Annotated in this window: 27 protein-coding genes; 6 read left to right on the top strand and 21 right to left on the bottom strand. The window is 43.5% G+C overall.

Annotation, left to right across the window (positions count from 1 at the left end):
* Positions 1 to 5: 5 nt before the first annotated feature.
* The 14 genes from FU659_RS23050 to FU659_RS22990 all read right to left on the bottom strand — a co-directional run bounded on the left by FU659_RS23050 (position 6) and on the right by FU659_RS22990 (position 13,404).
* Positions 6 to 716 (bottom strand): dTMP kinase, encoded by a 711-nt coding sequence (locus tag FU659_RS23050; protein ID WP_147949700.1) that lies wholly within the window; start codon positions 714 to 716, stop codon positions 6 to 8.
* Positions 713 to 1,840: a nucleotidyltransferase family protein gene (locus tag FU659_RS23045; RefSeq protein WP_147949699.1), complete on the bottom strand. Its 1,128-nt coding sequence runs from the start codon at positions 1,838 to 1,840 to the stop codon at positions 713 to 715. Before FU659_RS23045 ends, FU659_RS23050 begins: the two co-directional genes overlap by 4 nt.
* A gap of 33 nt (positions 1,841 to 1,873) precedes the next feature.
* Positions 1,874 to 2,932, bottom strand: coding sequence for a class I adenylate-forming enzyme family protein (locus FU659_RS23040; protein ID WP_147949698.1), 1,059 nt, complete (start codon positions 2,930 to 2,932; stop codon positions 1,874 to 1,876).
* A 23-nt stretch (positions 2,933 to 2,955) separates the two neighbouring features.
* A complete protein-coding gene (locus FU659_RS23035) occupies positions 2,956 to 3,354 on the bottom strand; it encodes a long-chain fatty acid--CoA ligase (protein WP_147949697.1) in 399 nt (132 codons plus the stop codon).
* Position 3,355: 1 nt separating this feature from the next.
* Positions 3,356 to 3,607: an acyl carrier protein gene (locus FU659_RS23030; RefSeq protein ID WP_187274331.1), complete on the bottom strand. Its 252-nt coding sequence runs from the start codon at positions 3,605 to 3,607 to the stop codon at positions 3,356 to 3,358.
* Complete coding sequence (locus FU659_RS23025) at positions 3,573 to 4,757, bottom strand: BtrH N-terminal domain-containing protein (RefSeq protein WP_147949695.1); 1,185 nt, start codon at positions 4,755 to 4,757, stop codon at positions 3,573 to 3,575. The genes FU659_RS23030 and FU659_RS23025 overlap by 35 nt, the downstream gene beginning before the upstream one ends.
* Positions 4,758 to 4,777: 20 nt before the next feature.
* A complete protein-coding gene (locus tag FU659_RS36465; protein WP_222708608.1) occupies positions 4,778 to 5,665 on the bottom strand; it encodes a bifunctional metallophosphatase/5'-nucleotidase in 888 nt (295 codons plus the stop codon).
* Positions 5,638 to 6,351 carry a metallophosphoesterase gene (locus FU659_RS36460; protein WP_222708607.1) on the bottom strand — a complete coding sequence of 238 codons (714 nt, stop codon included), beginning with the start codon at positions 6,349 to 6,351 and terminating at the stop codon, positions 5,638 to 5,640. The genes FU659_RS36465 and FU659_RS36460 overlap by 28 nt, the downstream gene beginning before the upstream one ends.
* Before the next feature lie 32 nt (positions 6,352 to 6,383).
* Entirely contained in the window at positions 6,384 to 7,211 is an 828-nt protein-coding gene (locus FU659_RS23015) for an ABC transporter permease (protein ID WP_147949694.1), read from the bottom strand.
* 3 nt (positions 7,212 to 7,214) lie between these two features.
* The gene (locus FU659_RS23010) at positions 7,215 to 8,003 is read right to left on the bottom strand and encodes an ABC transporter permease (RefSeq protein ID WP_147949693.1); all 789 of its coding nucleotides are present in this window, start codon (positions 8,001 to 8,003) and stop codon (positions 7,215 to 7,217) included.
* Positions 7,978 to 8,988 carry an ABC transporter ATP-binding protein gene (locus tag FU659_RS23005; protein ID WP_147949692.1) on the bottom strand — a complete coding sequence of 337 codons (1,011 nt, stop codon included), beginning with the start codon at positions 8,986 to 8,988 and terminating at the stop codon, positions 7,978 to 7,980. Before FU659_RS23005 ends, FU659_RS23010 begins: the two co-directional genes overlap by 26 nt.
* Positions 8,989 to 9,005: 17 nt before the next feature.
* A complete protein-coding gene (locus FU659_RS23000; protein ID WP_222708606.1) occupies positions 9,006 to 9,263 on the bottom strand; it encodes an acyl carrier protein in 258 nt (85 codons plus the stop codon).
* 114 nt (positions 9,264 to 9,377) lie between these two features.
* Positions 9,378 to 11,663, bottom strand: coding sequence for a glycoside hydrolase family 9 protein (locus FU659_RS22995; protein WP_147949690.1), 2,286 nt, complete (start codon positions 11,661 to 11,663; stop codon positions 9,378 to 9,380).
* Between the two features lie 292 nt (positions 11,664 to 11,955).
* Positions 11,956 to 13,404, bottom strand: a complete 1,449-nt coding sequence (locus tag FU659_RS22990) for a cellulase family glycosylhydrolase (protein WP_147949689.1) — start codon at positions 13,402 to 13,404, stop codon at positions 11,956 to 11,958.
* A gap of 311 nt (positions 13,405 to 13,715) precedes the next feature.
* Between FU659_RS22990 and FU659_RS22985 the strand changes: the two genes are divergently transcribed.
* The 3 genes from FU659_RS22985 to FU659_RS22975 are packed head-to-tail and all read left to right on the top strand — an operon-like array spanning position 13,716 to position 17,081.
* Complete coding sequence (locus FU659_RS22985; RefSeq protein ID WP_147949688.1) at positions 13,716 to 14,018, top strand: hypothetical protein; 303 nt, start codon at positions 13,716 to 13,718, stop codon at positions 14,016 to 14,018.
* Between the two features lie 20 nt (positions 14,019 to 14,038).
* The gene (locus FU659_RS22980; protein ID WP_187274330.1) at positions 14,039 to 15,475 is read left to right on the top strand and encodes a sensor histidine kinase; all 1,437 of its coding nucleotides are present in this window, start codon (positions 14,039 to 14,041) and stop codon (positions 15,473 to 15,475) included.
* Positions 15,468 to 17,081, top strand: a complete 1,614-nt coding sequence (locus FU659_RS22975) for a helix-turn-helix domain-containing protein (protein WP_187274329.1) — start codon at positions 15,468 to 15,470, stop codon at positions 17,079 to 17,081. The genes FU659_RS22980 and FU659_RS22975 overlap by 8 nt, the downstream gene beginning before the upstream one ends.
* 282 nt (positions 17,082 to 17,363) lie before the next feature.
* Here FU659_RS22975 and FU659_RS38395 read toward each other — a convergent pair whose 3' ends face one another.
* On the bottom strand, positions 17,364 to 17,561 hold the full coding sequence (locus FU659_RS38395) for a hypothetical protein (protein ID WP_315971350.1): 198 nt from the start codon (positions 17,559 to 17,561) through the stop codon (positions 17,364 to 17,366).
* On the opposite strand from FU659_RS38395, the gene FU659_RS22970 reads away from it, so the two are divergent.
* The 3 genes from FU659_RS22970 (at position 17,520) to FU659_RS22960 (ending at position 20,739) form a co-directional block, all read left to right on the top strand.
* Positions 17,520 to 18,149, top strand: a complete 630-nt coding sequence (locus FU659_RS22970) for an ABC transporter permease subunit (RefSeq protein WP_315971348.1) — start codon at positions 17,520 to 17,522, stop codon at positions 18,147 to 18,149. The genes FU659_RS38395 and FU659_RS22970 overlap by 42 nt on opposite strands.
* A gap of 13 nt (positions 18,150 to 18,162) precedes the next feature.
* Positions 18,163 to 19,080, top strand: coding sequence for a carbohydrate ABC transporter permease (locus FU659_RS22965; protein WP_261807983.1), 918 nt, complete (start codon positions 18,163 to 18,165; stop codon positions 19,078 to 19,080).
* An 84-nt stretch (positions 19,081 to 19,164) separates the two neighbouring features.
* Complete coding sequence (locus FU659_RS22960; RefSeq protein ID WP_147949684.1) at positions 19,165 to 20,739, top strand: ABC transporter substrate-binding protein; 1,575 nt, start codon at positions 19,165 to 19,167, stop codon at positions 20,737 to 20,739.
* Between the two features lie 228 nt (positions 20,740 to 20,967).
* Here FU659_RS22960 and FU659_RS22955 read toward each other — a convergent pair whose 3' ends face one another.
* From FU659_RS22955 to FU659_RS22930, 6 genes are all read right to left on the bottom strand, one after another.
* On the bottom strand, positions 20,968 to 22,164 hold the full coding sequence (locus FU659_RS22955) for an enolase C-terminal domain-like protein (RefSeq protein WP_147949683.1): 1,197 nt from the start codon (positions 22,162 to 22,164) through the stop codon (positions 20,968 to 20,970).
* A gap of 33 nt (positions 22,165 to 22,197) precedes the next feature.
* Positions 22,198 to 23,040: a carbohydrate ABC transporter permease gene (locus tag FU659_RS22950; protein ID WP_222708605.1), complete on the bottom strand. Its 843-nt coding sequence runs from the start codon at positions 23,038 to 23,040 to the stop codon at positions 22,198 to 22,200.
* Entirely contained in the window at positions 23,027 to 23,905 is an 879-nt protein-coding gene (locus FU659_RS22945; RefSeq protein ID WP_147949682.1) for a carbohydrate ABC transporter permease, read from the bottom strand. The genes FU659_RS22950 and FU659_RS22945 overlap by 14 nt, the downstream gene beginning before the upstream one ends.
* Before the next feature lie 57 nt (positions 23,906 to 23,962).
* Positions 23,963 to 24,580, bottom strand: coding sequence for an extracellular solute-binding protein (locus tag FU659_RS22940; RefSeq protein WP_147949681.1), 618 nt, complete (start codon positions 24,578 to 24,580; stop codon positions 23,963 to 23,965).
* The gene (locus tag FU659_RS22935; RefSeq protein ID WP_187274327.1) at positions 24,568 to 25,296 is read right to left on the bottom strand and encodes an ABC transporter substrate-binding protein; all 729 of its coding nucleotides are present in this window, start codon (positions 25,294 to 25,296) and stop codon (positions 24,568 to 24,570) included. The genes FU659_RS22940 and FU659_RS22935 overlap by 13 nt, the downstream gene beginning before the upstream one ends.
* 193 nt (positions 25,297 to 25,489) lie before the next feature.
* Positions 25,490 to 26,197 (bottom strand): FadR/GntR family transcriptional regulator, encoded by a 708-nt coding sequence (locus tag FU659_RS22930; protein WP_261807982.1) that lies wholly within the window; start codon positions 26,195 to 26,197, stop codon positions 25,490 to 25,492.
* Positions 26,198 to 26,232 lie beyond the last annotated feature (35 nt).

The raw sequence follows: 26,232 nt of genomic DNA, 5'->3' as shown, positions 1-26,232 counted from the left end.
TCCATTTACCTCGCCTTCTCCTTTTGGTTAGTTAATGAATGATTGGTTTCACAATAGCGACAGTAAGAGCTTTTTTTATTGATGAAGCCTTCGATATGCTTGTGGACACCAACCGAATCTTCTTCCACAAATACAATATTCATCTTCCTTTGCCGCAGGTATGAGAAAACACGGTGGTAAGACCCTCTCAACTCCTCCAGATAGGTTAGGTCTGTATCTTCCTCAGCCCCCTTCTTCCTCGTATGAAACAAAGTCTTCCCTCGCCTGCGAATGCGATCAAGGCACACGAGTGGCGATGTATCGTAAAAAAGCACTACATCAGGTTTCCTGACGCATTTGCACAGTATCCACCCTAGCCAAGTCATCGCGCCATTTACATCATCCCTAGTGATACCCGTGTATAAATATCTATCCATGATCACGATCTTGTTCTTCCAAATTGATGGCTTAAGAATGAACATGTAATCGATGATGAAACTAAGCCATTGCAGCAGGCTGTACACGTTCGATGTGAGTAGTCCGATGTGGTCCAGCTTTTTGACTATAGATCGGATGGCTTTGTTAGCATTCCATTCGATGACGACTGGTGAGAAATCTTGTGTATTTAAATAATGGAGTAATTTGGCAATTCCCTCGCTTTTTCCCGAACCGCTAATCCCTTCGTACACGACCAATACGCCCTTTTTGTGATTTGGGATAAAGTCGTTGTTGTTCATATCATTTTTTGCACACTGCTCACTACTCGATCCAAGCAATTGTAGCGTTTCAAATCGAAAAAGCGACTGATCAAGTCCTTATTCCACTGGTACACGAGTTGAGCGTTGGAAGCATCAACAACCTGCTCCAAATAGTCGGTATTTGCGGGCTTGATATCGTTCAACATGTCAATAAAGCCCTCATACTGATTTAGAATCGGGAAGAACACCCTCGTATGCTCCAGAGCATAGTAGGCTTCGTTAATAATTTGATTGTTCGTCAGGATGGCTACAAATTTGTCCCAATTCAGATCAATATGCGGGTCCGTTAAGAAACCATAAATGTCCACGAATTTGTATAGCCCTAAATCACGTTGAAAATCTATCCAGGTTATCACAGCCGCTTCCTTGAACAAATGAACACACAAATGCGCCAAGAAATACTCTTTGGGCAAGGAACTAATTTGCTCTCCTGCATTAAATTGATACGCTTCTGCCTCTTGGATAAAGTTATCGACTGCTTTCTCCGTGCCTTGTGCCATCCAATCCAGCGAAAAATTGATATCAATTTCGATCAAATTGATGCCCGGCTCTTGAACGGCCTTACGGTACGGAACAACCTCGCCGTAGTTCATCCGATGGTTCAGGATTTCCCGGCGGGTGGCAGGAACGACAACACGTTCATTCTCATCATAGAACCCTTGAATAAACCCAAGCTCCTTCATGACATTACCGCACGCCGTCAGATCACTCGCTCGCAGCAAAATATCAATGTCACTGGAAATTCGGCAGCCTACCGGATAGATGGAGTGCGCAAGAATAGAGCCTTTCAAGAACGCATGGGGAATCCCGCTTGCATTCATTGCAGCAGCGATTTGCGAGATATAGGAACGATGCGATTGCGTCCGCAACCTCTGTATCTCATGAATTAAAAACAAGCCGAATTCGAATTCTCTGTTAAAAAAAGGAATTTCGCTCATACGCAACACATGATACGCAATACCAGCTGTCCGGTTGTAGACCAGATGACCCAATATTTCTGCCCAGTCCAATTTCTGGGTCACCAGCTCTTTCATACGTTCAGTGTTCGGATTGCGAAATTGCGACAGTTCCAATACGAGTTCCTGCTCTAATGTCTTGTTCAAATGAATCACTCCTTCTTAGAATGGATGCATAACTTACATGAATTGTTTTCTGATGATTTTACCAACAGCGTTACGGGGAATCTCCTTGACAATATGAATGACATCCGGGTACTGGTAAGAAGCAAGCTTTCTCTGGCATATTTGCAGCACGTCAGCTTTCGTAATCATGCCTTCAATATCTGGCACTAACATAATTTGAAGCTTCTGCCCGTATCTGGGATCGGCGATACCGCTGACGACAACCTCGCGAATACGCGCATCCTCCAATAGAACCTCTTCAATTTCTTTTGGGTAAATATTCATACCCGCGCGGATGATCATATCGTCCTTTCTTCCCGAAATATATAAATACCGATCTTCACCTTCGTAGACCATATCCCCGGTATGCAGCCAGCCTCCTTGCAGCTTAACCGCCGTCAATTCCGGTTGGGCCCAGTAGCCGAGGAATATATTAGGCCCTCTTACAAGCAGTTCGCCGCTCTGGCCGTGCTTCATTTCGTTCCCCTCTTCGTCGATGATTCGGATCTCTATGCTCGGTAAAGGTATCCCGATACATCCCTCTTTCACTGTAAAATAACAGGAAGGCAAATACGTGATTCGAGGCGCTGCTTCCGTCTGCCCATACAACAAATAGAAATGAACATGTGGAAATTTTTCTTTGATCTTGAGAGTTACCTGTTTATGCAAATATTCTCCCATAAGCGCCACTTGACGGAGAAGCGGCAGGGAATAATCCGATTTGTCTAAAGCCAATTGATACAAAATCGTCGGCGTTGAACAAAATACGGTTATTCTCTTATTTTCCATAAAATGAAGCAGCCTTCGGGGCACAAAAGCTTCATGATAGAACGTCAACTGGGCGCCGGCTATGATTCCGTATAAAAACTCGCCAGTCATCACCGAAGCGTGACTTAAAGAACGATGGATGAGCAGATGATCATCTGACTTCACTTCAAAATAAGACTGAATGTCTAGGATGTTCGCCCAAACATTCTCGTAGGTTAGCACCGCCCCCTTTGGTAATCCCGTACTGCCTGACGTGTACATTATAAAGCTAGGAGGCAGTTCCCCCGTTAACCCGCTCCAACTCATCTCTCGATTCCGACGCTCTGCGCTCAGCAAACCGCCTGATCAGCGATGATCATGGTTCCAGCCGATTTGCATGCTTCAATGAGTATTTCCGTAACAATCGAGGTCTGACTCGTGTATAGAAAATCAGGCTCGGTATGCCTAATAATCTGTGCGCAGCGCTGCTCGCCGTATTTCAGTGTCATCGGTATGATCGTCACCTGAAGCATAATGAAAGCAAGCACATGTACCGCTTCATAGAATGGATGCTCATCCATGACGGCAACTTTGCTGCCAGCCGGTATAAATTTGCCAATCTTACGTGCCTTTAACTTTACGTACTCCAAAAGTTCCGCATATTGCATAATGGAACCGTCTTGCCTTGTTAAGGCAGGTCCGCTACCGTTCACCTGCATGGCACATTCCAGCACGCTCCATAAGCTCATATCAGCCTGCTCTTTTTGCTATTGTTTTATTTGTAAGCGCGGCTAAATCACCGACACTACGGAGAGATTCCATGCCTAAATCGGATTCGTCGAAGACGATTTCGCAAAGCTCCTCGATACGAACAAGCAGCTCTACGTATTTCAAGGAGTCGATGCCTAAGTCTCTCAGCATCATCTCATCCGTCAATTCATCCTCCTCGACACCGATAGCAATTTCGTTAATAGCTGCTTGAATTTGTTGTTTCACGTTCATTGTGATCATTCTCCTTTCTAGATAGGGTCAACAGGCAGATTCGAAGCTGTTCTACAACATGGCTTTCAATTTCGATGATAGCTTGCAAATTGCGTTCCAGATCGTCAAGCAATCGAGGAGCTTTGCTAATAGCCAGTTTAAGTGCTAAATTGGCGCAAATATCCCATCGTTTGGCTGATTCTCTTAGTTGATCGCCGAGGATGGCCACAGCCTCTTGCGGCAGCAGGTTGGCGATTTCCTCAACAAAGACAAGAAATCGATACCGCCCTCGAGCTACCCTTTTGAGACACGTGTTGTAATATTCCTTAAAGAAGAGAGCCACAGTCTCATCAATGGGTTGTTCTTTCCTTTGCAGTATGCTTTTCCTAAAAGCATCTATACGCCCTAGACCACTTTCTCCAGCATGAAAAGGCTGTTCTCCCCTCATACGTGTATAGCTCTCTTGAAGAACAGCTATCAGCCTATCCTTCGTTATTTGGAACTCCCGTCCCGTATCGAATTCCATCCACAAGTGACGAATGGGCCTTCTATACTCGCCAACAACCGAACTCATGCGCGGAGTATCGGATAGTCTCGCTTGCATGAAAGCATCCATCGGAACTTTACCGTCAAAGTCACTGCTGGAAAGCAAGTATTTATCAAAAATATCGTAGGTCTTCTGATCATCGTCATAACCTGTAATAACAACTGCATGCAGCCCATGTTCTTTTAGATAAGCTCTGTGGTAGCTCATATAATACAAATCCACAACAGCAGCAACAGGCTTATTCTCATCAATCAATTCTCTCACTCGATCAGCCGCCACTTGGGGATCATCATGGATGTTTAGACTTATCTGTATGCGATCGTTATGCTTTATAGCTCCCTCTGTCTCTTGACTGCCTTTGAAATAAGTTGTCTTAGGAAAGTAGGCAAACTCCAGTGACGAATTCAACTCAGATTCAGTAAACTCAACAGACGTCGAGTACCTGTACATGTAGGTCGTACCCATATAACCCGTTTCCTCTTTAAACATAAAAGATAGATAGTCAGCGAGCACGATATTTGGATTATGCCCTTGATGAGCCAAGCAAGCCCCATAAGCAGCCGCAAAGCAATCATTGATATATGTCTCATAATATCTCGGCACATTTTCAACTGAATTTTTCATTGCTTACATCCTCTCGCCTCTTATTTATACCTTTCGTTGACAATTTTAATTCGGCCGTCTGTCTCTTGCGATACGGTTCCATTTCTCTTCATATATGCAGCCAGTACATCTCGCAATAAGCCACCACGACTGATCAGTTTGGCATCTTTGAACTCCTCAAAGTTATCGCCCCCATTGACCAGGTAATCATTCGTAGCTACCTTGAACACCTTATTCTTGTCCAGCGGCTGCCCATCCTTATTGACACGAACTAATCTCTTCCCAGCGGGCTTAGAGCCGTCGATCTCATAGGCAATACCAGATACTTGCAGGAATCCTCCATTGCTGGCTCCATTCGGCCATTCTCGAAGTCCCCGTTCCAACGCATCGTAAATCCTGTCTCCTTGCACCTCGACAACCATCAACGAATTGACAAAAGGGAGCGGCTTCCCTACGTCGTAAAGATTGATTTCACCTTTAGGAATACTCTCACGAATGCCCCCTCCGTTCAGAAGCGCTATATCCGCCCCTCCTTCCTGCCTCATCGCATCCGCAATAAGATCGGCCAAATTCGTTTCTTTCGAGCGCACCTGTGAACGCACTCCATTGAGCTGCACGATGGATGAACCGATTACTTCCTTACCCTTTTCAAGAGCTATAGCATGATAGGCATCGGCAACTTCAGCCACAGCCTTATCTTGTTTAGAGCGATCCGTCGTTTTATGAAGACTCCAACCTACCGCAGCTACCTTGCCGTTTCTGAAATACAAATTGGCTAGACCGACATGGGTAGTATAAGATCCCGGCTCGGCATAATACGTGTTATTGATCTTCGCCACATCCGTGTACAGCCAGTGATGATGACCGGACAAAATAAAATCAATCCCATCAACCTTTTTAATCAACTCCTTGTCCAAATCGTCGCCCAAGTGCGAGAGAAGAATAATGGCATCGACCTTTGCGTCTGTAAGTCAGCTATCACTTTTTGGGCCGACTTAGCAGGGTCTTCGAACTGTACGCCTTTCGGATCTGATACGTTCATATTGGATAACGATTCAGGTACAGTCAATCCGAAAATACCGATTTTTTTGCCGCCTACGGTAACAATTTTGTAGGCATCGAATGCTGGTTTACCATCACGCCAAGTATTGGCTGAAAGAATGGGATACTTAAGTTCCGCTCTAATGGCCTCTGCACGATCAAAGCCAAAATCCAGATCATGGTTCCCGAGCACCATCGCATCATAACCCATCAGATTGGCAGCTTCCACAACACCCTTCGCTTCATCAATGTTAGCCTCATTCGTTCCGTGGAACATATCTCCGCTGTCAATGAATAGCGAATCTGGATTTTCCTGACGCAACTCATTCACGATCCCTTTCACGAGCGGCAATCCCATCTGCACATTGACTTCATCGAGCGTATAATAACCTCCATTGGCCTCTTCGTAAACGAGATGTCCATGCACATCGCCAGTGTTGATCAGACTGATCTTCTTATCGAAATAGCCGATCCCGAGAAGCACGTCGTTCAAGTTCACCGTTCTTGCGGTGAGGTAGATCGCTGCGGCTGCCAGCAAAATGCCAAGAACAATTAGATTCGTATACTTTTTCATGAAATAGCTCCTCAACACTTCTTAAAGAAGAATTAGTACATGGAATTGCCTGTACTCGTATAATTTCTCACGCCGAATTTCCATATAACACTAACCAGCGTGAACATCACGAGGCCAACGAGCGGTGTCATATACATATATCCACCCCAAAACTGATCAGCCCCCCCTTTGTTCAGAAAAAATTGGGCAGGAAAATAATTGACGAATGAAAAAGGCACAACGAAAATGAGCAGCTTCTGAATCATAGTTGGATAAAAACTGATCGGGTAACCGGCCATTCTCCTTGTATTGAAGAAAATCAGATTGCGCAAATTTTCCGTTTTGACCGACCAGAAACTGAAGCAAGCCGAAAGCATAAAGATCGATGCCTGTATAATTGCTCCCCCCAGCAAAGCCAGGATATAGAACACCATATTAGGAAAATTCCAGTGAATACCTACAGAAAAGGCTGTATTGGCAAACAAAATTATACCTACAATCCCATGACCGAGCGTAGCCGGGTAATCGACTCTGGATGCAATGATTTGATAAAGTAAACCAAGCGGCCTTGTGAGAAATCGGTCAAACTCACCCGAATGGACCATACCGTCGAAATCCCGAACGCCGGCAAATAGAAAAACAAACAAGCTATAGGATAAGAACAAGAAACTGTAGAGGAACATCAATTCATTCATTTCCCACCCTTTGATATGCAAGAAACGTAGAAGAATAAGAACCATAACCGTCACGCTAATCATTTCCCGGCAAAAAATGGCGATCGTAATCAATGATCTATCGAATTTGTACTCAAGTGTTGTCTTTAATGTCAGTTTCGTATAGTGAAAAAATAAGGAGAGCAATTCCAACCATGTATACTGCATTTATTATCCCCCCTGTATAACCAATTTCTTGGCTGCCGCCTTCCATAGGAGTTGGCCGATCACAAATAGAATCACAATCCAAAATGCTTGTCTCATCAGGCTGCTCCAAATCTCTTCCTGCGGAATCATGCCCAAATAAACCCGAATCGGCGTATAAAAGATCGAATCGAACGGTGTCAGCTTGATGAAGTCCACAATCCCCTGAGGTAAAAACCAAAGAGGGATCAATGCTCCTGAGAATATCATCACAGCCGCATCTTTGATCGTTACCAAACTGAACGTCCAGTAGAACCAAAACGAACTTACCCATACGATAAAGTTAAGGTTGTATAAGACCAAATAACCAAGCAATGCGCTAAGTATGAAATAAACAAACATGATCGTGGAAAACGGCATCAGCAGTTTGAATAAGAAAATGGAGACGATAATGGCAGGCAAGAGCTGCATAAGAAGGCGGAAAACTGTTGTTCCCAAATGATGGGATAGAAGATAAAGCCGGAAATTTATGGGCTTCAACAAATCTGAGGAAATAAGTCCGCTCCTTACTTTTGATTCGATGATATATTCGTCCATCATATAGACGACCTGCATCAGGAAGGAGAGAACAATATAGGTGACCAACATTTTAAATTGAACGCCTTCCAACGATTCCTCCTCTTCATAAATGGCTTTCCAAATGGAAATATTGACGAAAATCATCACAATGGCATTCACGACACCCGCTAAATAGTCCATCCTGTAGACGATATTATTCTGGAATGATTTCTTAGCAAACTCCAGATAAACTCTCACTCAAATGGATACCTCCCTGATAAATCTGCCGAATGATTTCTTCAATATCAGTCTCCTCGACGGTCAAATCCACGATGTTATATTTCTGCGACAAAGTGCTGATCAGATCAGACACCTGAATATCATCTTTGGAAAACCGGAACCATTTCTTATTGTCCTTCTCGTTCATAAGCTGAGCCCCCGGTATGAAGACGTTCAAATGGGCTTCACTAAACTCGACAGCAAGAATACGCTCCCTGCCGTAATTCCGTTTAATTTCATCGACAGTACCGTCATAAATGTTGGTGCCATGGTCAATAATGATCATGCGTTCGCACGTTTTTTCAATATCAACCATATCGTGCGTGGTAAAGAGCATCGTTGTGCCCTTTTCTTTATTAATCTGCTTGACAAAATTACGTATTTTTTCCTTGGCAATGACATCCAGTCCAATCGTCGGCTCATCGAAAAAAATAATTTCCGGATCGTGCAGCAGTGCGGCTGCAATGTCCGCTCGCATTTTCTGTCCAAGACTAAGCTGCCTAACCGGCTGACGTATGAACGTGTGCAGATCCAGCATCTCGCTGAACATATCCATATTTTTCTTATACACACGCTCTGGGATTTTATATATGTGCTTCAACAAATCATAGGTATCGCTAACGGGCAAATCCCACCATAGCTGTGTTCGCTGACCGAAAACAACACCTAATCTTGAGGTGTTCTTCTTGCGATCCTTATAGGGACAAAGGCCACCAATGTTGATCGTTCCCGATGAAGGCACCAAAATGCCGGTCAACATTTTCACTGTAGAAGACTTGCCTGCTCCATTCGGACCGATGAAACCGACCGTTTCCCCCTTTTCGATAGAGAAATTAATCCCGTCGACCGCTTTTTTGGTCGTATACTCGGGGATCAATAAATTTTTGAGAGAGCCTAGTACTCCTCTATTTCGTACATTTAATTTATACTCCTTAACTAAATCCCTCACTTCAATTAAAGCCATTTCAGCTTCCTCCTGCCCTAGATCAAAGTGTGCTCCCCTGTCTTTTGCTCCACCATGTGAATCAACTTGTCCAGTGTGTTTAAATTATCAAGCAACAACTCTTCATCGTTAAAAACAATCGAAAATTCCTCCTCGATATTCACGACAATTTCCATGCAATTGATAGAGTCCAAGCCAATTCTACTAAGTGGCTCATCTCTGGACAGACGTTTGACATGATCAACCTCTAGTCGGAATACCATAGCAACGATCTCGACAATCTTTTCGTAAGTCATTATTATCTCTCACTCCTTGTTAATATAAGTCTTGGCCAAGAAAAATCACTTATCCTGGGCTAAATCCAAATATCATTTCCCCCCTTTCTACTTATGATTGAAAATATTACAGACCTAAGAGCTTCCTTTGATTAGCATCAGATTAGCGAAAGTAATCATACCCTCCCCACTTAGTGGTGATAAGGTCAGACCGCGTACCGGATTTAAGGAGAAACTTTTCTTCATATCCACTCCTTCAGGTTGGTAATCCTTACGCTGCGTAAACTCGTTAAACAGCAGCGCCACCGTCTTGCCTTCCTTTGCATCGTCAACAATAATTTTCTCGTAATGGACACCGTTGCCGTCCGTCAGTTCAACGCGAATCGAATTCCCTGTGCCTCCCTTAACATCCAGATTCATGCCACTGAAGTCAGACCAATTCTCGTTGACGCTTGCAGGAGCGCCGAGCCAACCTCCAGGATGGAGATTGTACTCCACATTAAGCAAGCCGTCTGACGATATCGTGCGGGTTATCTTAGAAGAGGGATCACTGAATGGATCGGAGGAACCGAAAGCTCCAATGTAATTTCTTTCTACATTCCCTTTTGGGGCGTTAGAAACCACATTATGGTCGTCTGCTGTGGGTGTCGGAGCCATCGCAATATCCCCTTTGGTAAAATAAGCAAGAGCAAACGCCACAGGAGCTGTATAATCGATTGCATGTTCATTCGTTGAATAGGAATCCAAAATGTCTACATAAGCCTTGGCAGGCGGTATGCTGCCATCCGCATCCTTTAGGATTCTATCAATTGTAGGGTCCCCACCGAATTTATTAGGTCCGCCAACGACAAGCCCTGGGATGTAAGTATGCGTTCCGGCCATAATGCGGTTATGTGGGTGTAGAGGCATTTTCGTACCGGATCCGGTCATATAGGTGTAGCCGGTTGCATTTCGGCCTAACAAATAGTGAAGCTGATCAAGCGCTCCCTGTACATAAGCTTCTTTTGCTGACAAGGTATTTGCCAGCAAGAGAACGTTTCCTAGCGCTACACTATCCTTGGCCGAGCCCCAACCATATTGGTCCGTACTTAAGGCAACATGATAGCCGTCATTCGAGATCTTCTCCAGCACTGAATCCGCATAGGCAAGAATGGCGACTTTCACCTTCTCTTTGAGAGAAGTATCCGCATGTTCGCTGGAAGCGTATGCGTATTGTCCAAGCAGAATACTGTTTGCCCATGATATCGGTCCGGAAGTCTGAGTCAGCTGATCCGCGAAATGCTCCTTGATATAGAGGTCATAATCCCTATTGCCTGTCGTTTTTAGCAGCTCTGCTGCAGCCCATATGCGCTCCTCGTTGTCTGTCGTTTTGCCATAGGCTCCCGAACCGCTGTCTTGATCCTTATCTGAGCGGAATTCTGGAGATGGATGCTTCTCCAAATATTGCTGCGCTTTAAGCGCATTATTCAGTAGTTCCTTCGCATAGACGGTATCAAACGACTGGTAGATACGCGCAGCCATCGCCATAACGCCGACGTACTGAGCGGTTCCGTAAGTGGACATTCCGTACACATAACGATCTTGGATATCCAACTCAGGCTTAATAAATCCTGGCCATCCCTTTCCTGCTACCTTAAAATAGACAGATCCGTCGCCACGTTGCATCTTCTTCATCCAATCCAGCTCGAATTTCGTTTCGGCGAGAAGGTCGGGTAACTTACTGTCATTCGTTGAGCCTTCAGGTAAAACCATCTGTCCTTTATAAAATTTTGAAGGGGCAAACTCATAGGCAAGCAGCAGTTGGGCCGTGCTGACTGTAGCGGTTGGGATGTACTTACCGAAGTCCCCCGCATCATACCATCCGCCGCTGACATCGATAATATCGCCTTTCTGATGAAACTCATCCGTGAAGTACATCAATGCTTGTTTGTCCTGCGTATGCCCCGCTTGATGGAAAAGACCGGTCAGACCGTCGCTAATTGCAGTCCCGGATCTTCCAAGCGCATAGGAGCGGATCGCCTGCAGCAGGGAGTTCCGATACACATCCTCTCCGATACGGAACGGATAGGAGACTCCGCCCCCCTCTATCTGCAACACATAGGTCCCTGGTTCCTTATAGGAAGAGAAATCCGCCTTCCTGATAGTGTCACCGGAATTCGAATCGTTGACAGCAGCAGATAGCTTTCCGCTATACACCTTCTTATTGGAATCCAAGTTGATCAATTGAAACTGGTCGGCTGCTGTTGTCTCAGTCACTAATGCCACTTTGTCGGCACTAAGCAAATATCCAATCTGATCTACCTTCACCGTCGTACCAACCAATGGTGCTTCAGCAGCTTTCGTTGTAAGAGGCATCACGGAAGATATTGCGCCCAAAGAAATTGAAAGCGATAACAATATATTTGAAAATTGTTTTCTCATGTTTCAGCCTCCTGTAAATATGCTTTTCCCGCCCTCTCACGGGTGTACTCGGATTCAATCTCTTTCGTAATTTAATTATATATTTTACCATAATTTGGTTCTATCTGTAATATGATCTTTTGAACACTATTGTGACATTCTCGTTTAAAATGTTCCAAAACACTACAACACAAAGGTCATCATGGCGTATTCAGCAAGAGGGCCACCGTGCCCCCCGGGACAAGGAACCAAAGAAAAAGCCTGCGACCTCTCTAAAAACAAGTGATCACAGGCAGTTTCTGGTTGCTGTTCCCTAATTTAATTTGTACAGACTCCACTTTTGAGCGTTCGTACCATTGTCATCCCAAATTTGAACGTTCGTACCATTCACAGTGCCTCCAGCATTTACATCCAAGGCTTTGCCATTGTGGCCGGCTATCAGTTTATAAACGCCTCCTCCCACACTTACTATGCTCCACTTCTGATTTAAGCCGCCGCCATAACTCCATATTTGTACGTTGGAACCATTGGCCGTACCGGCTACATCCAATCCTTTATTGCTGTTGGTATTAATAACTTTATACAACCCGCCGCCAACATCTGTGATTACCCACTGCTGAGCGCCCGTGCCGTTATCATCCCAGATCTGTACGTTCGAACCGTCTGCAGTACCCGCAGCGTTTACATCCAAGGCTTTACCGCTGCCTACATTAACCAACTTATAGGTTTTACCGGAAATGATGCTGTCACCGGGTGGCGGCGTTGACCCAGCCTTCATTTGATCTCTGACAAATTTACCGGATGCCGATAACTGCGCATCGGACCATCCTCCATTCGGGCTTGCGCCAGGCGCTAGTGCAGCGGAAGCTTCAGCTTTATCGCATAAGGACCAATTGACCCAGCTTAACTGTCTGTTCGCTATATAGTCCATCCATTGTTTTGACTCGGCAAGATAAGGACCACCGTTACCGGAAGCATCGCTCGTCCCCCACTCCGTGATGAATACAGCCACACCTTTGCTCCTCGCATAGTCAATACGATCTCTCAGCCATTGACCGTGAGTGCCAGCATAGAAATGCGTTGTATACATGATGTTGCTGTAGGAGAGAGGATTGTCTGCTGCATCATTCACATCCTGACTCCATGTTCCAGTTCCTACAATGATAATGCTATTCGGAGCAATGGAACGGATAACCGGAATCACTTCCTCAGCATAAGGCTTTATGTGGCCGTTCCACGTGGCATACCCATTTGGTTCATTGCAGATTTCATAAATCACATTCGGATAATCCTTATACAGTGTGGCCATTTCCCTAAAAAAGCCTTTTGCCTGTTCTTTATAGATGTTGGGATCTTTTTCACCCAGTACATGCCAGTCGATGATCACATAGATGCCAAGATCAATCGCGGCCTGTACCGCTTCTTTCACCTTATTTTTTTGGGAAGGATTGTTGATATATCCGCCATCTTGCGTAAACATTGCAGGTCGAAACACAGTCATTCCCCAATTGTCTCTCAACCATTTCATACTGTCGTAGTTCACAAACTGTCCATACCATTGCAAACCATGAGAACTCATGCCCTTTAGTTGGATAGTTTGTCCTGTCTGATTTACCAGATTGCTTCCCGAAACTCGCAATTGACCGTTTTGGGAAACCACCGAGCCTGCTGCGGCTTGTGCCTTGTCTGCTGGAACGAAAGTTACAGTCAACATGATCGTCATAATAAATGTACATAAGATCAAACTCATTCTTTTCAACATATAAAAAAATACCTCCTCAAAATGTTTGTCGCTTAATTTCGCGTCTTTGCCTTCCCCGGCCGGCCGTTTGCTGGTAGCTGTACCTCCTTCCCTTCAATGTATTTTTATTTTACCTATTCAATGTAAGGGACCTCTATCCGCAACGTGACGTCTTGAACACTTTGATGACTTGTTTCATCACGATAAATGGCCGAATGAACAGAATAGTAACGGAAGTGTTAATCATTCATAAGAAATGTTAGATAGTGGAATGGAAAAAGATGTATAATATTCATATAAGAGTATCTTGCAGAATATCGAGGTGTCATTCCATGAATTTCAAAAATTCAGTCAGATTTAAAGCTGTAAGCGGATTCATATTGATCGTGGCTCCCCTGGTGTTTTTTCTTTTTTATAACAACATGTATGCTATGAATGTAGTTCGCGATCAGGTCTCACTGAATTACAGCAAGTTGCTCACCCATTACGTCAATGGAACGGATAATATGTTGAAGGAATTCGATTACTATTTCTATCGCTTAGAAAGCGATCCGGAAATTGTTTCCATGCAAACTAATAAATCCTCTGTGGATGACTATGTTTTAGCCAAACAAAAGTATACAACAAATTTATGACGGACATAGGATACTACAGTATGATCAACACTTTCTTTGTATATTCCAAATCCAACGATGACCTGTTGATCGTAACCCAGGAAAGCGGGAATTTCCATGAACGTTATCAAACTGTACAGAACTATCTTTCGCAAATCCTGGGTCAAACGGTGCCTCACCAAGGGAATGATTGGCAATTAATTCAATCAGGTGATCCTTATTTTCTCGTGCAAATGAAAGATTTAGGCTCCGAAATGTATGCTGGTTGTCTCATCAGCCTGAACAGCCTTGCGATGCCGCTAAGTACTTGGGATGTGGGTGAAGGAGGTGGAACACTCATTGTTACGGACAAAGGACAACCGTTAACGGGACAGTTTTTCCCGATGCAAACCTATGCTGGTTTTAAGAAGCAATTAGAACCTGTCAACCAGGTGTATCAAATCCTACGAGACGAGACAAATAAAAAGGAATATCTAGTTGTTGGTGAATTCTCGAAACTTGCGAAAATCCATTATTTGATCATAGTTGCCGAGAAAAATATCCTACAGAACTTGCCTTATTTACATAAAGCTATTTACTTTCTCCCCTTGGGAGTATCCCTAGTACTCGCCTTATATCTTGCTTTCTTGCAAAAAATCTTTTTTAAACCGATGGGGCAGCTCATTCGTGGTATGAGACAAATCGGCCGGGGTCAATTCGATGTCCGTCTGAACGAAAGCAATTCAACCGAATTTGCGTTCCTGATTTCCACCTTCAACGATATGGTTAAGCAAATTGAGCATTTGAAAATTTCTATTTATGAGGAGAAAATCAGGGTGCAGCAAGCTGAGTTCAAACATCTTCAGGTGCAAATTAATCCTCACTTTTACATGAACTGCTTGAACATCATCTACAATCTAGCCGCACTAAAAGACCATAAATCCGTGAAGAAGATGGCGCTTCATCTGGCAGACTACTTTCGTAATCTCATTCGTACAGAGCGTACATCCGTATCGCTTGCGGATGAAATCCAGCATATTAATAATTACCTAGAAATCCAGGTCATGAGATACCCAGACAGCCTGACATTCGCCATTCGGGTCGAAGAATCGTATCGAGACTTTCAGTTGCCTTCATTGACATTGCAGCCTTTTGTGGAAAATGCAGTGATTCACGGTTACAAAAAAAATTCAGAACGCTTTTGCGTGGAAATTGAAGCGTTTCCCGACCCTGATGATCCGCAGCATTACTTTATCGTCGCTATTTCAGATAACGGGAACGGATTTACCCCAGAGATGCTGAGGGAGTTGAGCTCCGATCACTACGCGAATCAGTCGGGAGACGGACATTTGGGCATTTGGAACGTGCTTCGCCGGCTCCGCATGAGTTATGGCACGGCGAAGATTCATTTCGCAAATAGGGAACAAACCGGCGCCGAAATCAGAATTCGTTTCCCTCTTCAACATCATTTTGGACAAGGAGATGGTTCGAGTGTTTAACCTGTTAGTGGTGGATGACGAGAAATTTGCTGTACAAGGCATTACGCAAGGAATCGATTGGTCTGACCTGTCTTTCATTCATATCTATGAGGCCTTCAGTACGGAGGATGCCAAGCAGATCATGGCGTCCCACAAAATTGACGTGATGATTTCGGACATCGAGATGCCTGACGCAAACGGCTTGAAGCTGTTGGAATGGGTCAAGGAACAATCTCCCTTAACAGAAACGATTTTTTTGACAGGGCACGCTAATTTCACCTATGCACAAAAGGCTATTCAACTTGGAAGCTTTAATTATTTGTTAAAGCCAGTAGATCATGATCAGTTGAAAGAGATCGTCAGGAAAGCCGTACACAAAATTCAATCCGAGCTAGAACTGCTGGACTATAACAAAACCTACGAAGCCTATTACAAGCATTGGTTAAATCAATTGCCCTTCCTCGTGGAACGGTTTTGGCAGGATGTGTTAAACGGCAAAATCCCCTCGACGCAAGAACGTCTGCAGACGGGATTCCAGATATACAGCATTCCGTTGGATGCACATAGTCATGTTATTCCAGTATTGATCAGCGTCGAACAATGGAAAGAAGAATTGAACGCAAGAGATGAAGAAATCATGGCATACGCTTTGCGCAATGCAGGTGAGGAAATGATCCTTCAGGATGTTCCTGGCTGTGTAATTCCAGACCAAAGCGGCTTCAATCTTGTACTCCTTTATATTCAGAGAGGCACTCCTATTTCTCCAGAATTGAACAGGAGATGCGCTGAATACATACAGGCTTGCAATCGTTTTTTCCACTGTCATTTATCGTGTTATATCGGGGAAATGACCCCAGTTACCGAAATCCATCAAGTACTGGGCACATTGCTTGGCATGGAACGAAATAATGTGACGAAGATCAATTGTGTTATGAATCTGCAGAGCTGTGAAGAGCAGAAAGGGAGCTTGCCATCATTTCCTTTGATTTCCGATTGGTTCTTGCTTTTTGAACTCGGCAAACTGAATGAACTGCTGGGCCGAATTCATGAAAGTACAGATCGGATGCAAGAAGGCGGAGTACGTTCGGAATCGCTGGAAGCTTTGTATTACGGACTGATTCATATGATTTATCATGTGGCTCATAAAAAGGGTGTGTCGATTCAGAACATGTTCACTCATGATGAGCTGCAGGATGTAACTACCGTCACTCGTTCGCTAAACCAACTTCGCAGTTGGGCTATTCGTATTGTATCGGCTGGAATCGAGTATATGAACAAGCATCATCAGGATGTCTCGGCTGTCATCGCGAAAGTCCGGAAATATATGGACGATCATCTGCATGAAGATGTGAACAGAGAAGATATTGCTGCTTTCGTCTACCTGAATCCCGCATATTTGTCCCGCCTTTTTAAAAAAGAAACAGGTCTATCCATATCCGAATACATGCTCAGGATCAGAATGGACAAAGCCAAAAAACTGCTCATGGAATCGGGCAATAAAATCAGCCATGTAGCCGAAGTAACCGGCTACGGTCATTTCTCGCATTTTGCCAAAATGTTCAAAAGAGTGACCGGCATTTCTCCCCAAGAATACCGAAAAAAATTCCAGATCAACAAGTCACAATAGTGTTCGAGTAGTCACGTCTCAGATAGAACGCCCCACCCCTAATAGGTAATATAAAGTTATTGGAACCAAAAGGGGGAGAAGATAGAGCACTATGGGTAATTCTACAAGTTTTTCAACAAGACGGCGTCACAACCTGAAAAAGTCAGGATCGACGCCTGCATTTTTCAAGACGGTACGCAAATATTGGTTTTTCTATATCATGATGCTGCCAGCCGGCATTGTCCTGATCATTAACAACTACTTTCCGATGTTCGGAGTGATCATTGCATTTAAGAACATCAATTATTCCAAGGGTATCCTTGCAAGTCCTTGGATAGGCTTACAAAACTTTAAGTTTTTGTTTTCAACGGAATCCGCTGGATCATCACCAGGAATACCATTGGTTATAATGTTGTGTTTATTATACTGAATCTTGTGATAGCTATTTCTTTTGCCATTATGTTCAATGAAATGCGCAGCAGGCTCCTTTCCAAATTCCACCAGAGTACAATGTTTCTTCCTTTCTTCTTATCTATGATCGTTGTAAGTTATCTGGTATTTGCATTTTTGGGACAAGACCACGGTTTTTTAAATACCGTTGTTTTTCCGAAATTAGGCATTGAGCCGATAGAATGGTACTCCGATCCAAAATACTGGCCATTTATTCTGCCAATCGTAAACATTTGGAAGAACATCGGCTACTTCACCGTTATCTATATGGCAGCAATCATTGGAATTGATAACGAATATTATGAAGCTGCATTAATTGACGGTGCCTCTAAATGGCAGCAAGTCAAAAAGATTACGATTCCTCTCATCGTACCTGTCATGATCGTCATGACCTTATTACAAATCGGAAGAATATTTTATGCCGATTTCGGATTGTTCTTTCAAGTTACACGGAACGCGGGGGCGCTTTATCCTGCCACTCAGGTCATTGATACCTATGTGTATCAAACATTTTTATCTATGGGAGATGTCGGGATGTCATCTGCAGCTGGTTTGTTTCAATCGGTCGTAGGATTTATTCTCGTTCTTGGTTCAAACTTGATTGTACGACGCGTCAGCAAAGATAATGCGTTATTTTGAGGAGACGAGTAAAGTGATTAAAGTGAGTAGGCGCAGGGCAAACGATATTTCGGACACATCTAATCTTATTATCAATCTGATTTTCTTGCTCCATACGGCAGCATGTATTCTTCCGCTCCTGCTCGTGATAACCGTATCTTTTTCTGATGAAAAGTCTGTTTTGATTCACGGCTATAACTTCATACCAGAAACATTCAGTCTTTCCGCTTATCAATTTTTGTTCCAGGATTGGCAGCAAATACTGAGGTCCTTCGGGGTATCTATCTTCATAACAGTTGTCGGTACGACATTCAGCGTAATCATCATGTCGATGTATGCATACCCAATTTCACGCAACGATTTTCCGCACAAAAACGTTTTCTCCTTCTTTATGTTTTTCACTATGCTGTTTAACGGCGGACTTGTTCCGTGGTACTTGGTCTATACACAAATGCTGGATCTGAAAAATACAGCGGCTGCTCTGATCCTCCCTCTGTTGGTATCCGCTTTTTTTGTAATGATTCTGAGAACGTTTTTTGCGAGCACGATACCGCCTGCATTGATCGAATCGGCCAAGATCGACGGAGCCAGCGAAATGAGAATATTTGCGCAAATTATTCTGCCGCTTTCTTTGCCAGTACTAGCAACCGTTGCCCTGTTTCAAACTTTAAATTACTGGAATGATTGGTTCTTAAGCCTAGTCTTTATAACCGGCAGTAAAAATGTGAATCTGCAGTATTTAATGTATAAAACGATGCTTGATATCCAATTCCTAGCCACCAATACACAGGCCCAGCAGGGAATTAGTCAAGCAGGAGGGTTATTTAATCTTCCGACGGAAACGGTGCGCATGGCCATGTCCGTATTGGGAATCGGCCCCATTGTGTTCGCTTATCCTTTTTTCCAAAAATATTTTGTCAAGGGTTTGACGGTAGGCGCTGTAAAAGGTTGAATGATACCGTATTGTAAAAACATTGGCTATAACCGTAAAGCTCGGTTCAGCATAAATCGAATTAGAAAAAGGAGGTTTCTACGTATGAAAGTAGTCAAAAAAAGCGTTCTTACGCTGTCCATTCTGTTGTTATCCATATCTTTTGTACTAGTAGGATGTTCAGAAGGAAATAGTAAAGACAGCGTTCTCGGGGGCGATAAACAACCCACAGCTACTAACAATTCAGGTAATGAAAGCATCCCGGCTACTCAGCTGAAGCCGTATAAATTGAAATTGGTTTATCCCGGAAGCATTCAACCGGATCAAGTAAAAGTCCAAGAAGCTATGAACAAAATTTTGCAGCCAAAAATCAATGCCACAATCGAATTAATGCCAATCGACTGGGGACAATGGGATAATAAAGCAAACCTGATGATCGCGTCCCGCGAAAAGTTCGACATCATGTTCACAGCCCAATGGAACGGACACGCTGTCAATGTATCGAAAGGCGCTTTTCTTCCGATGAATGATGACAGCCTGGATAAATACGGAAACTTGTTAAAAAAACATGGTCAAGGCATTATAGATTCGTTGAATCCAATCTTCCTGGAAGGAGCTAAAATTAACGGCAAAAACTATGCTGTGCCGACCAATAAAGAATTAGCTGCTCAAGGTGGCGTAATCTATCGTTCAGATATTGCCAAAGAGCTCAATCTCGATATGACCAAAGTGAAGACAATCAAGGATCTTGAACCGATTTTGACGTCTGTCAAAGAGAAGCGGCCGGATATGACTCCGTTATTCTTAAGAAATGGAGACAATTTCAACGCCCATTATATTGTGCAAACCGACGCCCTTGGTGATGCTTCGATTCCCGGCGTCATCCTAAAGGATCAAGATAAAACAAAGGTTGTTCTAACAAGTGATCTAGACAGGTATAATGAAACACTGAAAATCACCCGCGATTTTATGAAAAAAGGTTATATCAATAAAGATGCAGCTACTACGTCGCTTGGGACAGGCGAAGCTTTAAAATCAGGTAACGTATTCATGGTTGTCGTCCCTTTGAAACCGGGCAAAGACGCTGAGATGGCGAATGGTATCAGTCTGCAGGGAAAATTGAAGCAAATTGAAATGACACCCAAAATCGTTTCAACTGGAGAAACTTCAGGATCCATGCTGGGGATTTCCACCACATCGGAAGATCCAGAGCGGGCTATGATCCTCATCAATTTACTGCACACTGACAAAGTATTGAACAACCTGCTCAACTTTGGGATTGAAGGCGTACATTATGAGAAGGTTTCCGATAATATTATTAAAGCAACAGACGCTACAAAAAATTACAATCCCGGAGCTTCCTGGATGTTTGGTAACCAGTTCCTGAACTATATCTGGGAAACTGAAGATCCGCAAAAGTGGGATAAATTCAAAGAGTTCAACAAAGATGCCAAAAAATCCCCCGGTCTTGGTTTTACTTTTAATGCCGAACCTGTTAAAACGGAAGTCGCAGCACTCGTCAATGTTGGAAAAGAATACGATCCCCCGCTTGATACGGGATCCGTGGATTCAGAAAAAATTCTTCCTAAATATAGAGAGAAGCTGAAAGCGGCTGGTCTGGATAAAATACTGGCAGAGAAACAAAAGCAGCTTGACGCATTTCTCGCAAGCAAGAAATAGAGGTAATTGAAAAAACGGCAAAGCCAGCATTTCTGCAGCTTTGCCGTTTTTATTTCGAATAGTGTACAATGGATAAATAATCTGTGATGTCTAGGGATACCCCCAATCTTGCATGGAAAGAATTAAGCCCATTTACCGCGGTTTCCGCTAATTTATAGCCGTATGTAACGTTTAGCAGATCGACACACCAGTATACCAACTATTCTTTTAATTTTATACCAGCAGTTATTAAGGTCGTGCGGAAGTTCCATCTGGCAGACGAGCCAGCGTCCAAGCCGGAACAACGTTCTCACATGGGAACTTGGCAGCCATTTTCTCATCGATGTCAATGCCTAGACCTGGTTTCTCATTCGGGTACACATATCCGTCTCTGGCTTCAGGTACACCTGAGAATACCTCGTGAATTTCGTCTTTAAAACCATTCCATTCCTGAATGCCGAAATTGATGCTGCTGACATCCAAATGTACATTAGCTGCATGTCCTACCGGAGATACATCGCCAGGACCGTGCCATGCAGTACGAATGCCATAAGCCTCGCAAAGTGAAATCATCTTTTTAGCTGGTGTGATTCCGCCGATTTGACTTACGTGGATACGAATATAATCAATCAATCGTCCTGAGATCAATGGCATCCATTCGTTCGGATTATTAAACAATTCGCCCATCGCAATAGGTGTCGTCGTGTGTTGGCGAACCAGTTTAAACCATTCGATTTGCTCCGGAGGCAGTGCATCCTCCAGATAGAACAACTGGAATTTCTCTAGTTGTTTAGCAAAGCCTACTGCATCGATTGGTGTCAAGCGTTCATGAACATCATGAATCAGCTCTACTTCCCAGCCTATTGTGCTGCGTATATGTTCGAACATTTCAATAATGCCTCTCATATATACCTTAGGATCATAGTAGACACCTTCCAACGCGTTATCCGGCTTTACGATTTTGTGATCGCGCCCACCGTACAAACCCATTTGGCAGCGAACATAACGGTAGCCTTCTTCCAGGCAGGCGCGTACGTTTTTTTCCACTTCCTCTTTACTGCTGCCATCAGCATGCTTATAAATGGCTGCTCCTTCGCGGCACTTCCCACCAAGCAGTTGATACACAGGCAGGCCAGCGATTTTCCCTTTTATATCCCACAGAGCCATATCTACCCCGGACAAAGCGTTATTAAATTCCGGTCCATTTCTCCAATAGCCGCTGACCATTGCCGTTTGCCAAATATCTTCAATGCGCTGCACATCCTTACCGATCAAGAACGGCTTCAAGTGGTCTTCAATAGCCGAAGCTACGGTCAAATAACGCTGTGTAAATGTAGCGCAACCCAAGCCGTACAAGCCGGGCTCGGAGGTTTCAATTTTCACCACAACCAGATTTATCCCCTCTGGCGCGGTCAGTATTGCTTTAACATCGCGGATCATAATCATATAGTTCTCTCTCCCTTATCCGTATATCTATATCTATTGTTTTACAGCTCCTGCTGTCAAACTGCTAATAAAGTACTTTTGCAAGAAAAGGAACAAAATAATCAAAGGCAAACTGGAAACAATCGATGCTGCCATTAAATCATTCCACACGATTTTATAAAATCCGTTCAACTGCCCGATTCCGACCGGCAAGGTCTTCATGTTATCAGAGGTCGTGAGAATGAAGGCAAACATATACTCGTTCCATCCGACGATAAGCGAATAAATAGCCGTTGCAGCCAAGCCTGGTAAAGACAATGGCAAAATAATTTGCACAAACGTACGAATCTTGCCGCAGCCGTCAATTTTTGCTGCTTCATCCAGTTCTTTGGGTATCCCTTGGAAAAACCCTAACATCATCCACGTACAAAATGGGATAGAGAAAGAAATGTACACCACAATCAAACCCAAGTGCGAGTCAATCAAGCCCAGTTTCTGCAGTACTTTATAGAAAGGAATCAACAGCATAATGGATGGAAACATCTGAGTAATGAGCAAAAAGGTAAGAAATGACCCTTTCCCCCGAAAATTGAACCGTGATGCCCCATATCCCGCCAATGCGGAGAATACTAAAGAAACACCGGTTGAAACAAGCACGATATACGTGCTGTTCATAAAGTACGTGCCGAAAGGATAGTCCTTCCAAATTCTTGAGAACGCTTCGAATGAAATATGCTCTGGGATCCACTGAGGTGGGGTTACCATAACTTCCTGTGTTGGTTTTAATGCGGTAGACAGCATCCACAAAACAGGAATCAAAACAAGCAGTGAGGCAATGATCAAAATGGCGTACATGGAAGAGTTGAACAACAATTTTTTTCCTCTACTCGTTGGCACTGCTGAACACCCTCCTATAAACATATCCGATCAAGAAGCATACGAAGAAGACCACTACAGCCATCGCTGCTGCTTTACCGAAATCAAAGTATTGGAACGCTTGCTTAAAGATATCGATGCTGACTACATTCGTTGCATCTCCTGGACCGCCCTCTGTCAAAATCCATATCATTGTGAAATGTTTGAACCACCACACAGTATCCAGAATCAACGTTACTAACAGCACTGGCATTAACCCTGGAACCGTAACGTAGCGGAAAGATTGCATGCGATTACATCCATCGATTTTGGCCGCTTCATACGTATCCTGCGAAATGGATTGAAGACCTGCCAGCACCAGAAGCATGACCATTGGATAGCCTTTCCAGATGCAAACAATCGTGACCGCGATAAAAGCAAAATAAGTGTCGCCCAACCAAGAAACCGGATCAGAAATGAGATGAAGATCCATCAAAATATAGTTGAACAAACCGTACATTGGGTTGAACAGCCATTTCCAAAGCAAACCTACAACGACTTCTGGAAGCAGCCAAGGAAGAATCAGAATTGCTCTGAAAAAAGTACGTCCTGGCAGGTCCATATTTAAGACCAAAGCAAGTATGATACCGAGGACAAAATGTCCAACAACGGTAAAAAACGTATACTTGAGTGTTAAAAAGATTTTTCCGACAAATTCCCAATTAGAGAAAATATCAATATATTGATGAATGCCGACAAAATTCCATTTGTTAACGAGATTGGTATTAAAAAAACTGATATATGCGCCATAGATCAATGGATATGTTACCAGCAACAGCAAAATTATTGCCGCTGGAGATACAAATCCATAAGCAGCCCACTGCTCTTTCGATACGGTATGCTTCACGTTGTCCTCCCCAAAAATAGAAGGGGGGAGTCCCCCTCTACCTTATTCTGATACTACCTATTTGCCTTCCTTGCCGATCAGCTCATTTGCGCGGTCTGCCGCCTTTTTAGCTACCGAATCCACAGTCATTTTAGCATCGGTAGCCAACAAGGTTTGATATTCCTCGGCTACAATATCATAAAACTGTGAATAAGCAGAGAATGTAGGAGTTGAATAAGCAAACTCTAATGCCTTTACAAATCCTGCCTTTTCCGGTGTAGACATTTGCTGGCTCTTACCCGTTTCGATTTTTGTCGGCAAGGTTCCGGTTACATCATTCATTTTCAAGGCATTTTCTTGACTGACTAGAAATTTCAAATAATCTGCAACCGCTTCCTTATTTTTGCTTTGAGCGGATACCGAATAGCCAAGTAAACCAAAGGTTGCCTTGTGCTCTTCCTTCTTCGGTATAGGAGCACTGTAGAGCTTGCCTTTTAGATCTGGGTTTTGCGACAAAATAGTACCGATAGCGTTCGGGCCGCTAATGATCATCGCTGCTTTACCTGTCGCCATCAAACTGGCTGCCTCGGGAAAGCCTGTTTCCGTTACCCCTGGTGGAACAACATGGTATTTATTATTTAGGTCTACGTAGAATTGTAATGCTGCTTTGGCTTTAGGCGTATCTAAATCGGTAATCCATTTGCCGTTGCATCTTTACGGATTTCTTCCGCTCCAAAGGAACGCAGTACAGGCAAGAAGCGAGTCCCTCCTGAGGTGTTCCGTGTACCAATAAGAGCGAATCCCCATTGATCCGTTTTCCCGTTCCCCTTCGTATCCTTCGTGAGCTTTTTAGCGGCCTCAAGGAAATCATCCCACGTTTCCGGCGCCTTAAGTCCTTCTTTCTCAAACCAATCCCCTCGGTAAATTAAAGCTTGCGGAGTCGCTGTCCAAGGGAGTAATTGCAGTTTGCCATCAATGCTAGATTCTTGAATCATGTTGGGATAGAACTCTTTTAAATAATCCGCGCCAAACAGCTTCGTAAGGTCTTCCGTAATGTTCATTCCAAAAGCAGTTCGCATAAACTCAGGCGTGCTCGTAAAAGCATCGGGAAGATCTGAAGCCGCAGCAAGCACCGATATTTTTTTGTACATTTCATTCATTGGAACACCAACAAACTCAATTTTGACATTGGGATGCTGTTCCATATATTTATCTGCAATCGATTTTTCAGCTGGTCCCCCGGGTGTTTCTGTTTGTGTAGCTGACATGATTTTTAGCGTAATTACACCTTTTCCTTTGTCTGTACTGCTGGCTCCAGCTGATGGTGCTTCTGATTTTTGTCCACTACATGCGGTAATACCCAACGTTAGCGCTAAGATAGAGCTAGTCCAAATCATACGTTTACTTTTCATTTTCAACCCTCCGTTTTGGTATAAAAAATAAATATATTGCAAATGTAAGACAATACCAAAATAGGTTTTAGTCATACATCCAACAAACACAAGGGAAATGCGGATTTCTCTTCATGGTCGAGCATACAGGATTAACAGACGCGAATTACTTGTAACATGTCATACATGTTATATCGAGGAAAAGAAGTGCTTTTTATAGGCCCATTCTCTCCCGAATTTTAAGCATATTCTCGTCCATACCTTGTTTAATGTTGGCCTTGACCTTTGCACTATCTTTATTCCTTAAAGCCTGAAATTGCTCAATATGCCCTTGCAGACTATCTTCATGAATCCCCAAGACTCGGTTCAATTCCTCCAAGTAATGATAAAATACATCCTTGGTATTTTTCATCACCATAAAAAGAATATCATTCTTGGAAGCCTTCGCAATCGCAAGATGAAACTCAAAGTCGGCCTCCGAGTACTTCTTGTAATCATCTTTGTTTGCAATCATTTTATTGAGAGCGTTCTCAATCTGAAGCATGTCTTCATCATCGGCTCTTAGAACAGCGAGCTCAATGCATTTGAATTCAATCGTCTCACGAAATTCCGACATGTCGAGAATCTCTTTCTCGCTCAAGTTCATTTTGGGAATGAAATTGTCGACCATATTATCGTTGATCGATTGGGACACAAAAGACCCTTGGCCTTGGCGTGTTTGAATAATGCCAATAGCTCTTAGCTTTTGAATCGCACTTCTTACGCTCACTCGACTCACATTAAACATTTGACACAGCTGATTCTCTGAAGGAATCTTGTCCCCTGGCTTCCATGAACCGGATACAATATTTGTTTTCATCTGATCATAGACTTCGTCTACGATATTTTGCTTTTCGATTGTTTTGATACTCAATTCAAACACCGTTTAGTTATGACATGTCATACAAGTTGTTTCGT

Source organism: Paenibacillus sp. N3.4 (assembly GCF_008017805.1).
In the GTDB taxonomy this organism is placed as follows: Bacteria; Bacillota; Bacilli; order Paenibacillales; family NBRC-103111; genus Paenibacillus_E.
Note: the sequence above shows the minus strand (reverse complement) of the source record. Positions and strands in the feature narration are given on the sequence as shown.

Bases quoted from the DNA above. Each gene is read 5' to 3' on its own strand.
- FU659_RS23050 (WP_147949700.1), bottom strand. From the start codon at position 716: ATGAACAACAACGACTTTATCCCAAATCACAAAAAGGGCGTATTGGTC.
- FU659_RS23040 (WP_147949698.1), bottom strand. From the start codon at position 2,932: ATGAGTTGGAGCGGGTTAACGGGGGAACTGCCTCCTAGCTTTATAATG.
- FU659_RS23035 (WP_147949697.1), bottom strand. From the start codon at position 3,354: ATGAGCTTATGGAGCGTGCTGGAATGTGCCATGCAGGTGAACGGTAGC.
- FU659_RS23030 (WP_187274331.1), bottom strand. From the start codon at position 3,607: ATGAACGTGAAACAACAAATTCAAGCAGCTATTAACGAAATTGCTATC.
- FU659_RS23025 (WP_147949695.1), bottom strand. From the start codon at position 4,757: ATGAAAAATTCAGTTGAAAATGTGCCGAGATATTATGAGACATATATC.
- FU659_RS36460 (WP_222708607.1), bottom strand. From the start codon at position 6,351: ATGAAAAAGTATACGAATCTAATTGTTCTTGGCATTTTGCTGGCAGCC.
- FU659_RS23015 (WP_147949694.1), bottom strand. From the start codon at position 7,211: ATGCAGTATACATGGTTGGAATTGCTCTCCTTATTTTTTCACTATACG.
- FU659_RS23005 (WP_147949692.1), bottom strand. From the start codon at position 8,988: ATGGCTTTAATTGAAGTGAGGGATTTAGTTAAGGAGTATAAATTAAAT.
- FU659_RS23000 (WP_222708606.1), bottom strand. From the start codon at position 9,263: ATGACTTACGAAAAGATTGTCGAGATCGTTGCTATGGTATTCCGACTA.
- FU659_RS22995 (WP_147949690.1), bottom strand. From the start codon at position 11,663: ATGAGAAAACAATTTTCAAATATATTGTTATCGCTTTCAATTTCTTTG.
- FU659_RS22990 (WP_147949689.1), bottom strand. From the start codon at position 13,404: ATGTTGAAAAGAATGAGTTTGATCTTATGTACATTTATTATGACGATC.
- FU659_RS22985 (WP_147949688.1), top strand. From the start codon at position 13,716: ATGAATTTCAAAAATTCAGTCAGATTTAAAGCTGTAAGCGGATTCATA.
- FU659_RS22980 (WP_187274330.1), top strand. From the start codon at position 14,039: ATGATCAACACTTTCTTTGTATATTCCAAATCCAACGATGACCTGTTG.
- FU659_RS22970 (WP_315971348.1), top strand. From the start codon at position 17,520: ATGTTCAATGAAATGCGCAGCAGGCTCCTTTCCAAATTCCACCAGAGT.
- FU659_RS22960 (WP_147949684.1), top strand. From the start codon at position 19,165: ATGAAAGTAGTCAAAAAAAGCGTTCTTACGCTGTCCATTCTGTTGTTA.
- FU659_RS22955 (WP_147949683.1), bottom strand. From the start codon at position 22,164: ATGATTATGATCCGCGATGTTAAAGCAATACTGACCGCGCCAGAGGGG.
- FU659_RS22935 (WP_187274327.1), bottom strand. From the start codon at position 25,296: ATGAAAAGTAAACGTATGATTTGGACTAGCTCTATCTTAGCGCTAACG.